Origin of the sequence: Microvirga rosea (assembly GCF_020595095.1) — a bacterium.
Classification (GTDB): domain Bacteria; phylum Pseudomonadota; class Alphaproteobacteria; order Rhizobiales; family Beijerinckiaceae; genus Microvirga; species Microvirga rosea.
Genome location: NZ_JAJDOP010000001.1, coordinates 684,612 through 697,791 on the forward strand (window position 1 = coordinate 684,612; position 13,180 = coordinate 697,791).

Sequence of the window (13,180 nt, forward strand, 5' to 3'; positions counted from 1 at the left end):
TGGAGGCAGTCTGACCGGCACGCCGGGGCTTGGCAATAAGTCTTGCGCAGCCGACCAAAGTCTAATGCCGCTATCGAGCGGCGTGGAGCGACGGTCACAGGCGCACCTTCCCCCGCATCGTTGTTTCCATTCAGGAAAATGTGTTCACGTTCTTCTGTTCGCCGGGACGCAACCCGTGACTTGATCTTCCTCACGTCCTGCAGGAATAATACTATTAATGATATCCGAGCTCGCGCCAGACGGGCCGGTTCGACAAACGGGGGCCGGGAGGAAGTGCATGGTTCAAGGCCGTGAAACGGCGTTGACGTGCCGGTTGCCTGGTATAGGCGGGCACCGGCTCTCTCATTCCGCAATGCACCTCCTCTCCTTTGGAACAGAGCAGGTGTCCCGTGGCTTCCGTTGACATTCGAGACGTTAGAAAAGCTTTCGGCACGACCCAGGTGATCCATGGGGTTTCCGTCGATATCCAGGATGGCGAGTTCGTCATTCTGGTCGGCCCTTCGGGCTGCGGGAAATCGACCTTGCTGCGCATGGTGGCAGGGCTTGAGAACATCAGCGGCGGCGAGATCCGCATCGGCTCGCGGGTCGTGAACAATGTCCCTCCGAAGGAGAGGGATATTGCGATGGTGTTCCAGAATTATGCCCTTTATCCGCACATGACGGTGGCGGACAATATGGCGTTTTCCCTCAAGCTGAAGAATGCGCCGCGGTCGGAGATCGACACAAAGGTCAATCGTGCCGCCGAAATCCTTGGACTGACCAAGCTTCTGGACCGCTATCCGCGCCAGCTGTCGGGTGGGCAGCGCCAACGCGTGGCCATGGGCCGGGCCATCGTGCGCGACCCGCAGGTGTTTCTCTTCGACGAGCCCCTGTCCAACCTCGACGCCAAGCTGCGCGTGCAGATGCGCACCGAGATCAAGGCGCTGCACCAGCGCCTGAAGACCACGACCGTGTACGTGACGCACGATCAGATCGAGGCCATGACCATGGCCGACAAGATCGTGGTAATGCATGACGGCATCGTCGAGCAGATCGGTGCGCCCCTCGACCTTTATGATCGTCCGGCCAACCTGTTCGTGGCCGGGTTCATCGGATCGCCCGCCATGAACATCCTTGAAGGACGGATCGGCGAAGGCGGATTCATGGTCGGCGACCTGACTCTTCCGGTGCAGAACGTCCCGTCCTCCTCGGTCGGGCGGCCTGCATATTACGGCATCAGGCCCGAGCACTTTCACCTTTCGGACCAAGGCATTCCGATCGAGGTCAGCGTGATCGAGCCGACCGGGTCGGAAACACAGGTCTTTGCCCGGCTCCAAGGGCGAGAAATTACGTGCGTCTTCCGTGAACGCATCAATGCCAAGCCCGGCGAGACAATCCGTGCTCAACCGGATCCTGCCCTGGTGCACCTCTTCGAGAAGGATACGGGACGACGCATCAACTGACTTCAAGGCCGCGACCCTGCCGGGAAGGCCGCGGCGTTTGTCAGAACTCCCGGGCTGCGGAGGAAAACGACGATGACATTGTCTAGACGTGACCTGCTTCTCGGGACTGCCGGCATCGCGGCGGGGGCGGCTGGGGCTCAGCTCCTGGGGACGGGACCGGCTTTCGCTCAAGCGGCGGCGCCATCCTATAAACCGGAACAGGGAGCATCCTTGCGCGTGCTGCGCTGGACACCCTTTGTCAAAGGTGACGAGGATTCCTGGCTGGCGAATACCAAGAAATTCACGGAAGCGACCGGCGTCGAGGTTCGTGTCGACAAGGAAAGCTGGGAGGACATTCGGCCTAAAGCCGCTGTCGCGGCCAATGTGGGATCGGGCCCCGATGTCATGCTCGTGTGGTTCGACGATCCATTCCAGTACCCGGACAAGCTTCTCGACGTCACCGACATCGCCAGCAGTTTCGCCAGCCGCTACGGCGGCTATTATCCCGGCCTGGAAGGCTACGCCAAGAAAGGCGACAAATTCATCGCCCTTCCGTTAGCGGCGATCGGCAACGGCATTCTTTACCGGGAAAGCATGCTTCAGCAGGCGGGCTGGTCGAAGTTCCCGGAAAAGACCGATGAGTTCCTGGAACTCTGCAAGGCCCTGAAGGCCAAAAGCAAGCCGGCCGGTTTTGCGCTCGGCAAGGCGGTCGGCGACGGCAACAACTTCGCACACTGGATCGTCTGGAGTCACGGCGGCAAGATGGTGGATGAAAGCGGCAAGGTCGTGATCAATTCGCCCGAGACGATCAAGGCGTTGCAATATGCACGCGAGCTTTATCAGACATTCATCCCCGGGACCGAAAGCTGGCTCGATATCAACAACAACCGTGTCTTTCTCTCGGGAGATATCTCGGTCACCGCAAACGGCGTCTCGCTTTACTACTCGGCCAAGACGGATCCCAAAATGGCGGAGCTGGCGAAGGATATCCGCTCGACGGTTCTCCCGACGGGTCCTGTCGGACAGCCTGTCGAATTGCATCAGACCACATCGGCCGTGATCTTCCAGTACACGAAGTTCCCGAATGCGGCTCGCGCGTATCTGCAGTACATGCTCGACAAACCGCAGATGGACGCCTGGATTACGGCCTCGAGCGCATATTGCTGCCCGCCCTTGAAAGGCCTGATCGAGAACCCCGTCTGGACCGCTGATCCTATCAACGAGCCGTATAAACGCGCGTCTTCGACGCTGCGCCCGAATGGGTATGCCGGCCCGCTTGGCTATGCGTCGGCAGCAACCATGGCCGATTATGTCATGGTCGATATGGTGGCGGAAGCGGCAACCGGGCAGCGGACCCCTGAGGAGGCCGCGAAACGTGCCGAGCAGCGGGCCAATCGCTATTACCGCGTCTAACGCGAGACCCAGGCGGCGCCAACCCGGCGTCGCCTGCCAACCCAGATAAACCGGAGGCGCTTATGGCCGGAGCCGCACTCACGCATAGGGAGACGCCTACCGTCGCTGTGCGCGAGCCTTTCCTGCAGCGCCGGGGATTTGTCGGTTTTCTGTTCATGCTGCCGGCAGCGGCATTTCTCCTGATCTTTCTGACCTATCCGCTCGGGCTCGGAGTCTGGCTTGGCTTTACGGATACGCGCGTCGGGCGGGCGGGTGTCTTCATCGGCCTGGAGAATTATCAGCTCCTATGGGAAGACAGCCTCTTCTGGCTCTCGGTTTTCAACACGATCCTTTATACGGTTGCCGCGTCGATCCTGAAGTTCGTTTTGGGACTGTGGCTCGCGCTTCTGCTCAACGAGCATCTGCCCTTCAAGGCAATCATCCGCGCGGTCGTGCTCCTCCCCTGGGTAGTGCCGACAGTCCTGTCCGCCATCGCGTTCTGGTGGATCTATGACACCCAGTTCTCGATCATCTCCTGGTCGCTGATGAAGCTTGGGCTCATTCAGTCCCCGATCAATTTTCTCGGAGACACGACCAATGCGCGCATCACGGTCATCCTGACGAACGTGTGGCGGGGCATTCCCTTCGTGGCCATCACGCTTCTGGCCGGGTTGCAGACCATCTCCCCCTCCTTGCACGAGGCCGCGACGCTCGACGGCGCCACGTCATGGCAGAGGTTCCGCTTCATCACCCTGCCGATGCTCTCGCCGTTGATCGCCGTGGTGATGACGTTCTCCGTCCTGTTCACCTTCACGGACTTCCAGCTGATTTATGTGCTGACGCGCGGCGGACCCCTCAACGCGACGCATCTGATGGCAACCTTGAGCTTCCAGCGCGCCATTCCGGGCGGGCAGCTCGGAGAAGGCGCCGCCATCGCGGTGGCCATGGTGCCGTTCCTTCTGGGGGCGATTCTGTTCAGCTATTTCGGATTGCAGCGCCGGCGGTGGCAGCAGGGCGGAGGAGACTGATGACTTATTCTGCTCGGCCTGCCGATCCCGCGCTCACCGACGAGAGCCTCGGCATGAGTTATCTGAACCGGCTCCCCCGCCGGATCGTAACGATTTACCTGCCGTTGGCCGTTTTCGTCTTCGTGCTGTTGTTCCCGTTCTACTGGATGACGATCACGGCCCTGAAACCCAATGCGGAGTTGACGAATTTCCGGGATTACAGCCCCTTCTGGCCTTCAAGCCCGACCCTGCAGCATATTCGCTATCTTCTGTTCGAGACGTCCTACCCCTCTTGGCTTCTCAACACGATGATCGTCGCGATAGGGTCGACCGTGCTGTCTCTCGCGGCGGCTGTCTTCGCCGCGTATGCTATCGAGAGAGTTCGCTTCCCGGGCTCCCGTTGGACAGGGCTCGCCATCTTCCTGGCTTACCTCGTTCCACCATCGATTCTTTTCATTCCTCTCGCGGTGATGATCTTCAAGTTTGGTATTTACGATACCAAGCTGGCGCTCATCTTCACCTACCCGACCTTTTTGATCCCATTCTGCACATGGCTGCTGATGGGCTATTTCCGCTCGATTCCCTATGAGCTCGAGGAGTGCGCCCTGGTGGACGGGGCTTCCCGGTGGCAGATCCTGCTCCGCATCATGCTACCCCTCTCCGTACCGGGATTGATCTCCGCGGGGATCTTCGCCTTCACCCTGTCGTGGAACGAATTCATCTACGCGCTCACGTTCATCCAATCATCCGAGAACAAGACCGTTCCGGTCGGCGTCCTGACCGAACTCGTCCGCGGCGATGTTTATGAATGGGGAGCCCTGATGGCGGGGGCGCTCCTCGGCTCGTTGCCCGTGGTGCTGCTCTACTCGTTCTTCGTCGATTATTACGTGTCATCCATGACGGGTGCCGTGAAGGAGTAGCGCCGGATGACAAACGGCGGATCAGGTTCCTGAAGCAGATGTGGCCGCCGCTGCGCCATTCCGATCGAGGCGGCGGATGAACTCATCCACTTCCGCAGCGGTCTGGTAAATTCCGAACCCGATGCGCAAACGGGTGCCGCGAACATCCGTTACGATGCCGAGGGCTTTCAGCCGATCATAGATTTGCGGCGCCTTCGATGTTTCGAACGTGAGAAAGTTGCCGCGTCGCGGATCGTCGAATGGGACCACGAGGGCATTTGCGGACAATCCGGTTCTCCCATCCAGGGATTCGAGTAGCCTGACTTGCAAAGACAGGACATGGTCGTGAATGGCGGAGATCGTTACTCCTGCCTCCTTCAGCCAGCGCATCACCGCATTGAAGCGGTAGAGTCCCGAAGGATCGAAGGTCGATCCCATGAAGCGCCAGCTGTCTTCGCTATAGGCGACTTGTCCGCCCTGAGCTTTCGCCAGATTTCCGAAGGCCGCGTACCAGCCCGTATCCCGTGGACGTGAGCCCCAGCCTGGCGGGCAGTGCATGAAACAGGCTCCCTCGCCGGCCATGGCATACTTGTAGCCACCCGCCACATAGAACGCACGCGCCGCGATGGACGACAGATCCGTCGGCCGCGCCATGAACCCGTGATAGCCATCGATAACCAGCATGGCGTCTCCTACGCCAGCAGCAACACGGTCGATATGGATTACGTACCCCGAATTGAAGAAAACCTGACTGACGAAAACGAGATCGAAGCCCTGCCGGGAGGCGGCGAGGAAGCGCTCTTCGAACGTCTCCAACGGCTGTGCCTCCACACGCGTGACCGTAACGAGCCCATCTTCTTCAAGGCGAGCGATCTGACGGCTGAACGAGTGAAATTCGCTGTCGGACGTCAAAACCCGAATCGGTTTCCCGGGCGCAAAACAAGACAGGATCCGTTTCAGGAACTCATGCGTATTCGGCGCAACCGCGACGGTTGCCGGATCGGGCAGGCGCAGATGATGAGCGACGTGACCCTGAAATTCTCCGAGAACAGCTCCCAGAACATGCTCCCATTTGTCGTCCATCAGACGGGCGGCGTCGTCCCACGCCTGCAATTGGGCTTCTCGCGTCACGTCCGGCCAGGGATGATGGCTGTGCGCTGCGAAATGCAAACGTCCCGGCTCCGCATGAAGGAAGCGGGAGAAATGATGGCGAAGGTCGAGCATGCGGCATCACCCTTTCAAAGCTTGGTTCTTACGGACCAGAGTTCGGGGAAAAATGACTTTTCCAATGCTCGCCTCAGATAAGCGACGCCCGCGCTTCCGCCGGTGCCTCGGCGCATGCCGATGATCCGTTCTACCGTCTTCATGTGGCGGAAGCGCCATTGCTGGAAAGCATCCTCAAGATCGACGAGTTCTTCGGCCAATTCATAGAGATCGAAGTGCTCCTCGGAATGGCGGTAGATCTCCTCCCAGACTGCCTCGACGGCAGGATGGGCGACATACGGTTGCGTGACGTCTCGATTGAGCACATCGCTGGGAATAGGATGCCCGCGCCGGGCGAGAAGGCGCAGAGCTTCGTCATAAAGCCCCGGCTCCCGATAAGCTTGCTCGAGCAGAGCCGCAGTTTCCGGTCGATGACGATGCGGCGCGATTTTCATTTCATCTTTGGCGCCGAGCTTGAATTCCACCAGGCGGTATTGCCAGGATTGGAAGCCCGAAGAGCGGCCCAGAGAGGGCCGGAACCGGAGGTAGTCGGACGGCGTCATCGTCGAGAGCACGGTCCAAGCCTGAATCAATTGCTCCTGGATCCGATTGATCCGGGCGCAGCATTTGAACGCAGGCTGCAGCTCATCGGCACGGATATGCCCCAAAGCCGTATCGAGCTCACGGTTGAGCAGCTTCAGCCACAGTTCCATGACCTGGTGTATGACGATGAAGAGCAGCTCATCATGCTCGCCGGTCAAGGGGGATTGGGCGAGCAGAAGCGTATCGAGCTGCAGATAATCTCCGTAGCTCATGCCGTCGGAAAAGTCGGTATGAATGCCTTCCGTCGTGGGGGAGGAATCATCTTGACCCGTCACCCGTTTCTCCTCTGACATGTTCATGGTCCTCTGTTTGAGGGGCATCCTATGAACTTGAAACCTGGATGTAAAACGGGCGCTTCCCATGGACCTGTCCGCAAGCGACGGGCGCTATCTTTGCAAGGGTGGACACGTTAGGATGCAACTCTTCATTGAAAACAAGCGACGATATTAATGCCGGTTTTTCTTTGCTCTGCCTGCGGGACCTCATTTCCGCCGCGCGATACACCTCCACCTGCCTGCCCGATCTGCGACGACGAGCGGCAATACGTACCGGCGGCGGGCCAGGCCTGGACAACGCGGGAAGCGATCGCCGCCAGTCACAGCAATGCATGGCGTTTGCATGAACCGGGGCTCTATAGCCTGCATACGTTTCCGGCCTTTGCCATCAACCAGCGCGCTTTCCTGCTTCAAACACCCTCCGGAAACATCCTTTGGGATTGCATTGCGCTCCTCGATGACGCCACCAAGGCCATTGTTCAGGCCCTCGGGGGCCTTTCGGCCATCGCAATCTCACACCCGCATTATTATACGACCATGCAGGATTGGAGCGACGCCTTCGGAGGCGTCCCGATTTATCTGCATGAGGGCGATCGGGAATGGATCATGCGTCCCTCCAAAACCATCGAAGCATGGAGCGGGGATACACGCGAGGTGCTCCCGGGAGTTAAGCTGATCCGGCTTGGCGGTCATTTCCCCGGCGGCACGGTTCTTCATTGGTCTCAGGCGTCCGATGGGGCGGAGATGATCCTCTCGGGAGACATCATTCAGGTTGCGGCGGATGTGCGGCGGGTCAGCTTTCTCTGGAGCTATCCCAACATGATGCCCTTATCGGCCCGGGAGGTTCTGCGGATCGGGGCCATTCTGGAAGAAGTTAACTACGAGCGTCTTTATGGCGCTTTCGCCGGAAAGGACATCAAGAGCGGTGCGAAGGCCGCCGTGACGCGGTCCATCAGGCGATATGTCGAGCTGCTGGCCTAAGGACACAATGGCGTGCTGATGATCATCCATGATATGACATCACCCGTGTCACAGAGGTTCAACCCGGCCGATGGCTTCCTTCTTATCCGATCTTTTCTCTCGTCTCGTCGGCAAAGGTTCGTCGCAAGATGGGGAAGGCCCGTCTGCTGAACCCGTTCTCTACAAGGATTATCGGATCCGGCCCGCTCCCTATTCGGCAAAAGGTCAGTTCCAGACCGCCGGCATCATCGAGAAGGACTTTCCCGATGGGGTGAGGGAGCACCGGTTCGTGAGAGCGGAGACGCACGCCAGCCGCGACGATGCGATGACGTTCTCGATCACCAAGGCCAAACAGATCATCGACGAGCAGGGCGACCGCATCTTCCCGGACAAGCCTGCCGCCACGTCTTAGGCCCGGACATGTCGAGGGCGGCCCAGGGCTCCAAAGGAGCATTCAAGGGTCTGGCGATCCCACTGCGCCGCCTCGGCGGCCGCCTCGTAGGTCGATTGCAGGAAGGACAACACGGCTTCATCCGGCTGTTCGGCTTGCCGGACGGCGTCGTATGGCAGGATGAACTCTCCGAGTTGCGTGTTGAAGGACGCTTCCGAAGGTTTCACCGATTTGTCCCTGAAGCCGGGAGGTTCGGGATAGGCGTAGGAGTAGAACGCCGCCTGTGGAAATGCATCGGAACCCGGCCAGAAGCCGGCGCTGCTCACCTCGTGTGAATAAGCCTCGCGGACAACGGCGTCCGGAAGTGACGGAACGCCGCCGGGATGCGGCGGTGCCTTGCGGCCGGAAAACCGCGTCACCGCCAGATCGAAGCTGCCCCAGAAAAAATGAACCGGGCTGCTCTTGCCGAGGAAGGCCGTGCGAAAGCGCTTGAACACGCGATCGGCTTGAATCAGCGCCCGCCAGAACCGATGGGCCGCCTCGGGATCATAGGCCCGGTGCTCCTCATCTGCGTCGAAGGGGATGGCCGGAACGACCTCGTTGGGGACCAGGTTGATTCGGGCCGTGAAGCCAAGTTCCCCAAGAGCCGCAAGATAGGACTTGTAAAAGGCCTTCACGCTTTGCGCCGCCAAAGGAAGCTGGCGCTGCTGGCCTGTGCTCGTACGAATGTGAAGAACCTGGTCGACGAAGTCGAACTCGACCTCCATGAGCTCGCCATCCACGTCGAACGGCGACGTGGTCAATCCCCGCGCCGATACATAGAAGACCACGTGCCAGGAATGGTTGAGCCATGGAGTCCGGGCCAGGCGCGTCTTGCCGACGATCTGCGTCCACAACTGAAGCGTGATGGCTGTGTCACGCCACTGGGAATAATCCAAAGCCGGCCAGCGAGAGCCTTCCCCTGATGATCTGATAGCCATGCACGCGATCCTTGTGAACGTTACCGGTCCCACGGGCATCCGCCCGGGGCCGTCATCCAAAGCTAGGGCTCAGGACACGGTTGAAGAAGGTCTTGACCGAAAGCGGTCCGCGCGATGTCAACGAAGGCCCTCCCGAACCGAGCCCGCAGCGCATGGCGTTGCGCCCATGCCGGGACCGCAGGCGACAGTTCCTTCCCATCGATCGGCCGTCACATGAGCCCGATCGCCCTGGACCTGCACGGTTGCCGTTTCGGCGGTGCCGTACACGGCGCAGCCGCTCGACAAAAGCGCGACCGCGCCGGCGAAAAGCCATCCAAGGCGTATCATGATGATATTCTCCCATGGGAATTCCATGCCGGTGGAAAGCCTTCACATGGGAATGTGAGCATATTTGGGTCGCAGGCGCTCAATCGTCCGCGATGTCAGGCCCGGGCGAGCATCCACTCATGGGCCGGGTCATTGTGGAACTTCCAGATCCGCTTCGGGCCCGCCATTACGTTCAGGTAGTAGAGCTCATAACCGTGCGGGGCGCCCACGGGATGGTACCCTTTTGGAACCAGCACAACGTCCCCGTCGCTGGCCGCGAGCGTTTCGTCGAGCGAACGGTCATCCGTGTAAACCCGCTGCAGGGCAAAGCCCGTCGGTGGGTTGAGCCGATGGTAATAGGTTTCCTCTAGCAGCGACTCGCTCGGCAAAGCATCGCGATCGTGCTTGTGGGGCGGATAGCTCGACCAATGACCGGAAGGCGTGATGACCTCGACCACCAGCAGGCTTTCCGCAGGCTCGGTCTCCGGCAGGATGTTGCGGACATGCCGGGTGTTCGTCCCCGCGCCCCGTGTTTCCTGGCCGACCTGTTCAGGCCGGATGACGCGAGCCGGCAGTTTTCCCTCGCCCGGCGCCGTGCAGACAGCCACCTCGCAATTGCCCTCGGCCGTCAAGGACCAGTGCGAGCGTGCCGGGGCATAAAGGGACCAGGGATCGGGCTCGAACGGGGACGAGCGCCCGCCGATGACGCCGAAATCCTGGCCTGAGGCCGACACGTGAGCACGGCCGGAGAGCATCACGATGCAAGCCTCCCGATCTCCTGTTTCCTGCCGCAGGCTTTGGCCCGCGCCGAGACGGAACACTTCAAATCCCACATATGTCCATCCCGCCGAAGCCGGCGTGATGGCGTGAATGCGGCCGTTGGAGTCGGGTTGCGACGGTTTGACCAGGAGGCGCGACATCGGTTTTCTCCTCTAGCGCAGCCCGGCTTCCTTCAGGAAGCGGGTGAGGTTGGCATAGCCCATTTTTGCATAGGTCAGGGGGTGAGCTTTTTTAGGGTCCTGCTCGGCTTCGATCACGACCCAGCCGCTGTAGCCGGGCAACTCCTTGAACACGGACACGAAATCCACCATGCCGTCGCCCGGAACCGTGTAGACGCCTTCGAGCACGGAATCGAGGAAGCTCCAGTTCCCTGCCTTTGACTTTTCCATGACGGCCTTGCGCACGTCCTTGGTGTGCACATGGCTGATGCGGTGGCGGTACCGGCGCGCAAGGTCGGCCGGATCAGCCCCGCCCCACGTGGCGTGGCCCGTATCGAGCAGGAGATGAGCGGCCTCGCCGGTGGCTTCCATGAAAGCGTCGATATCGGCCTGCGATTCCACAATGGTGCCCATGTGGTGATGGTAGACGAGGCGTACACCTTCCTTCAGGGTCTGTTCGGCGACCTGCGTGACCCGGCGCCCGAACTCGGCCCATTCTCCGGCCTTCATGACCGGTCGCTCTGACAGGGGCTTCGAGCGGTCGCCGTGGATCGCGTTCGAGGTTTCGGCGAAAACCAGGACATTGGACCCCATCGCCGTCAGGAGGTCGAGATGGGGACGAAGAGCCTTGAGCTCCGCATCCGCATCGCGGGTCAGGAGTTCGGCCGAGTACCAACCCGACACGCAGGCGAGGCCGAAGGGCGCGAGCGCCTTTTTCAACGGCTCCGGCTGGCGGGGAAACTTGTTGCCGAGTTCCATCCCTTCGAAACCGGCTTCCTTCGCCTCGGCGAGGCAGACTTCGAGCGGCGTCTCGCCACCCAATTCCAGCATGTCGTCGTTCGACCAGCCAATGGGATTTGCCCCGATTCGGATCGTCATACTCGTTCTCTCTCGTTGCTCTGATCAGTCGCCCACCCGCTGTGCGGCGAGTGCGGTTTCATAGGTCTTGCGCGCTTCGTTGACCTGGGGCCGCACCGATACCTCGGGCACGGCCACGTCCCACCAATGCCCGCCGGCATCGGTCGATTCCAGGGGATCGGTGTCAATCACGATCACCGTGCTGCGTTCAGCCTTGCGGGCATCCTTGAGGGCGTTCTCCAGCTCTCCGATTCCCTTGACCTTGATGGCCTCAGCGCCAAGGCTTGCGGCATGAGCCGCGAAATCGATATCCGGCAGCGTCACGTGACGGGTGTGCTGCAGCAGGTTGTTGAAGCTCTCGCCGCCGGTCGCCCTCTGCAGACGGTTGATGCAGCCATAGCCCCTGTTGTCGAGAAGAACGACCGTCAGCTTGAGGCCGAGCATCACCGAAGTGGCAAGCTCCGAATTCATCATCAGGTAGGAGCCGTCCCCGACCATGACGGTGACGTCGCGGTTCGGGTCGGCCATCTTCACGCCCAGGCCGCCGGCAATCTCGTATCCCATGCAGGAATAGCCATATTCCATGTGATAGCCGCCTGCCTGAGAAGCTTGCCAGTGCTTGTGGAGTTCTCCTGGCAGGCCTCCGGCCGCGCAGACCACCACGTCGCCTGGCGCAGCGTTGCGCTGGACAGCACCGATCACTTGCGCATCGGACGGCAACTCCGCGTTGGTCGGGTCCGTAAAGCGTGCGGCCTGGTCGAACCAGCGGGACTTTTCATCCTGCGCCTTTTTTGTCCATGCCTCGGGAGCCTTCCAGGAACCAAGAGCCTCACCCAGCTCCTCGAGACCGACTTTCGCATCCGTCACGAGACTCTTGGCGTTGTGCTTCGCGGCATCGAAGGCCTGCACGTTGAGAGCGACGATGCGACGGTTCGGGTTCTTGAACAACGCCCATGAGCCTGTCGTGAAGTCCTGCAGGCGCGTGCCGACGGCGATCACGACATCCGCTTCTTCCGCAAGGGTGTTGGCCGCACCCGTTCCGGTGACGCCGATAGCGCCAAGGTTTGCGGGCTCATCATGGGCAAGGCTCGATTTGCCGGCCTGGGTTTCACCGGCTGGAATTCCGTGCTTCGTCGCAAATGCCGCCAGAGTCTTTTCGGCGCCCGAGTAGAGGACGCCGCCTCCGGCCACGATGAAAGGCTTTTTGGCGTCACGGATGAGAGCCGCCGCCTCCGTGAGTTCCGTACGGTCGGCCCGAATGCGGCGCTGCTTCCAGACTTTTTCCGCAAAGAACGATTCCGGATAATCATAGGCTTCCGCCTGTGTGTCCTGACACAAGGCCAAAGTCACGGGACCACATTCGGCGGGATCGGTCAGCACGGCCATCGCCCGCTGCAAGGCCGGAATGATCTGTTCGGGTCTGACGATGCGGTCGAAGTAGCGCGATACCGGCCGGAAGCAGTCATTGGCGGTAGCGGTGCCGTCCGAAAAATCTTCGATCTGCTGCAACACCGGATCGGGACGGCGATTGGCGAACACGTCGCCGGGAAGAAGCAGAACCGGCAGGCGATTGACATGCGCGACAGCGGCGGCCGTCACCATGTTGGTCGCACCGGGCCCGATGGACGTCGTACAGGCCATCATGCGGCGACGGCGAGACGCCTTGGCGAAGGCGACGGCGGCATGCGCCATCCCTTGCTCGTTGTGGGCGCGATATGTCGGCAGCGTGTCGCGCACGGCGTGCAGCGCTTCCCCCATTCCGGCCACGTTGCCATGGCCGAAAATAGCCCAGACGCCGGCAAAGAGCGGCAGGATCTCTCCGTCGATGTCGGTTTTCTGCGCTGTCAGGAATCGAACGATGGCTTGTGCCATGGTGAGGCGGATCGTGCTCATGCAGGCTCCTGTTCAGATCGGCCGGTGTTCAAATGTGTGGAGGCAGAGCGTCGG

At 60.6% G+C, this 13,180-nt stretch carries 13 protein-coding genes; 6 read left to right on the forward strand and 7 right to left on the reverse strand.

Translation table 11 applies throughout. The features are described 5' to 3' along the window. The first annotated feature begins 389 nt into the window (after positions 1-389). The 4 genes from LJD17_RS03270 to LJD17_RS03285 all read left to right on the forward strand — a co-directional run bounded on the left by LJD17_RS03270 (position 390) and on the right by LJD17_RS03285 (position 4,740). Positions 390-1,442 carry an ABC transporter ATP-binding protein gene (locus LJD17_RS03270; protein ID WP_319799667.1) on the forward strand — a complete coding sequence of 351 codons (1,053 nt, stop codon included), beginning with the start codon at positions 390-392 and terminating at the stop codon, positions 1,440-1,442. A 72-nt stretch (positions 1,443-1,514) separates the two neighbouring features. Continuing rightward, positions 1,515-2,834 carry an ABC transporter substrate-binding protein gene (locus tag LJD17_RS03275; protein ID WP_227382699.1) on the forward strand — a complete coding sequence of 440 codons (1,320 nt, stop codon included), beginning with the start codon at positions 1,515-1,517 and terminating at the stop codon, positions 2,832-2,834. A 155-nt stretch (positions 2,835-2,989) separates the two neighbouring features. Then, a complete protein-coding gene (locus LJD17_RS03280; RefSeq protein WP_227382914.1) occupies positions 2,990-3,841 on the forward strand; it encodes a carbohydrate ABC transporter permease in 852 nt (283 codons plus the stop codon). Beyond that, positions 3,841-4,740, forward strand: coding sequence for a carbohydrate ABC transporter permease (locus LJD17_RS03285; protein WP_227382700.1), 900 nt, complete (start codon positions 3,841-3,843; stop codon positions 4,738-4,740). The genes LJD17_RS03280 and LJD17_RS03285 overlap by 1 nt, the downstream gene beginning before the upstream one ends. A gap of 21 nt (positions 4,741-4,761) precedes the next feature. Here LJD17_RS03285 and LJD17_RS03290 read toward each other — a convergent pair whose 3' ends face one another. Next, the gene (locus LJD17_RS03290; protein WP_227382701.1) at positions 4,762-5,943 is read right to left on the reverse strand and encodes an aminotransferase class V-fold PLP-dependent enzyme; all 1,182 of its coding nucleotides are present in this window, start codon (positions 5,941-5,943) and stop codon (positions 4,762-4,764) included. Between the two features lie 14 nt (positions 5,944-5,957). Then, on the reverse strand, positions 5,958-6,818 hold the full coding sequence (gene kynA / locus LJD17_RS03295) for a tryptophan 2,3-dioxygenase (protein WP_264478229.1): 861 nt from the start codon (positions 6,816-6,818) through the stop codon (positions 5,958-5,960). A 156-nt stretch (positions 6,819-6,974) separates the two neighbouring features. On the opposite strand from kynA, the gene LJD17_RS03300 reads away from it, so the two are divergent. Next, positions 6,975-7,781: an MBL fold metallo-hydrolase gene (locus LJD17_RS03300; RefSeq protein WP_227382703.1), complete on the forward strand. Its 807-nt coding sequence runs from the start codon at positions 6,975-6,977 to the stop codon at positions 7,779-7,781. 70 nt (positions 7,782-7,851) lie between these two features. Continuing rightward, positions 7,852-8,172 carry an HlyU family transcriptional regulator gene (locus tag LJD17_RS03305; protein WP_227382704.1) on the forward strand — a complete coding sequence of 107 codons (321 nt, stop codon included), beginning with the start codon at positions 7,852-7,854 and terminating at the stop codon, positions 8,170-8,172. Here LJD17_RS03305 and LJD17_RS03310 read toward each other — a convergent pair. The 5 genes from LJD17_RS03310 to iolD all read right to left on the reverse strand — a co-directional run bounded on the left by LJD17_RS03310 (position 8,169) and on the right by iolD (position 13,126). After that, complete coding sequence (locus LJD17_RS03310; protein ID WP_227382705.1) at positions 8,169-9,131, reverse strand: DUF5996 family protein; 963 nt, start codon at positions 9,129-9,131, stop codon at positions 8,169-8,171. The genes LJD17_RS03305 and LJD17_RS03310 overlap by 4 nt on opposite strands. A gap of 117 nt (positions 9,132-9,248) precedes the next feature. Beyond that, positions 9,249-9,458, reverse strand: a complete 210-nt coding sequence (locus LJD17_RS03315) for a hypothetical protein (RefSeq protein ID WP_227382706.1) — start codon at positions 9,456-9,458, stop codon at positions 9,249-9,251. 95 nt (positions 9,459-9,553) lie between these two features. Beyond that, positions 9,554-10,357, reverse strand: a complete 804-nt coding sequence (gene iolB / locus LJD17_RS03320; protein WP_227382707.1) for a 5-deoxy-glucuronate isomerase — start codon at positions 10,355-10,357, stop codon at positions 9,554-9,556. Positions 10,358-10,369: 12 nt separating this feature from the next. Further along, positions 10,370-11,254 carry a myo-inosose-2 dehydratase gene (gene iolE, locus LJD17_RS03325; protein WP_227382708.1) on the reverse strand — a complete coding sequence of 295 codons (885 nt, stop codon included), beginning with the start codon at positions 11,252-11,254 and terminating at the stop codon, positions 10,370-10,372. Between the two features lie 24 nt (positions 11,255-11,278). After that, a complete protein-coding gene (iolD, locus tag LJD17_RS03330) occupies positions 11,279-13,126 on the reverse strand; it encodes a 3D-(3,5/4)-trihydroxycyclohexane-1,2-dione acylhydrolase (decyclizing) (RefSeq protein ID WP_227382709.1) in 1,848 nt (615 codons plus the stop codon). Between the last annotated feature and the right edge of the window lie 54 nt (positions 13,127-13,180).

What these genes read in the sequence shown, in the direction of transcription:
- LJD17_RS03275 (WP_227382699.1), top strand. Translation starts at nt 1,515, where the DNA reads ATGACATTGTCTAGACGTGACCTGCTTCTCGGGACTGCCGGCATCGCG.
- LJD17_RS03280 (WP_227382914.1), top strand. Translation starts at nt 2,990, where the DNA reads ATGCTGCCGGCAGCGGCATTTCTCCTGATCTTTCTGACCTATCCGCTC.
- LJD17_RS03285 (WP_227382700.1), top strand. Translation starts at nt 3,841, where the DNA reads ATGACTTATTCTGCTCGGCCTGCCGATCCCGCGCTCACCGACGAGAGC.
- LJD17_RS03290 (WP_227382701.1), bottom strand. Translation starts at nt 5,943, where the DNA reads ATGCTCGACCTTCGCCATCATTTCTCCCGCTTCCTTCATGCGGAGCCG.
- kynA (WP_264478229.1), bottom strand. Translation starts at nt 6,818, where the DNA reads ATGTCAGAGGAGAAACGGGTGACGGGTCAAGATGATTCCTCCCCCACG.
- LJD17_RS03300 (WP_227382703.1), top strand. Translation starts at nt 6,975, where the DNA reads ATGCCGGTTTTTCTTTGCTCTGCCTGCGGGACCTCATTTCCGCCGCGC.
- LJD17_RS03305 (WP_227382704.1), top strand. Translation starts at nt 7,852, where the DNA reads ATGGCTTCCTTCTTATCCGATCTTTTCTCTCGTCTCGTCGGCAAAGGT.
- LJD17_RS03310 (WP_227382705.1), bottom strand. Translation starts at nt 9,131, where the DNA reads ATGGCTATCAGATCATCAGGGGAAGGCTCTCGCTGGCCGGCTTTGGAT.
- LJD17_RS03315 (WP_227382706.1), bottom strand. Translation starts at nt 9,458, where the DNA reads ATGATACGCCTTGGATGGCTTTTCGCCGGCGCGGTCGCGCTTTTGTCG.
- iolB (WP_227382707.1), bottom strand. Translation starts at nt 10,357, where the DNA reads ATGTCGCGCCTCCTGGTCAAACCGTCGCAACCCGACTCCAACGGCCGC.
- iolE (WP_227382708.1), bottom strand. Translation starts at nt 11,254, where the DNA reads ATGACGATCCGAATCGGGGCAAATCCCATTGGCTGGTCGAACGACGAC.
- iolD (WP_227382709.1), bottom strand. Translation starts at nt 13,126, where the DNA reads ATGAGCACGATCCGCCTCACCATGGCACAAGCCATCGTTCGATTCCTG.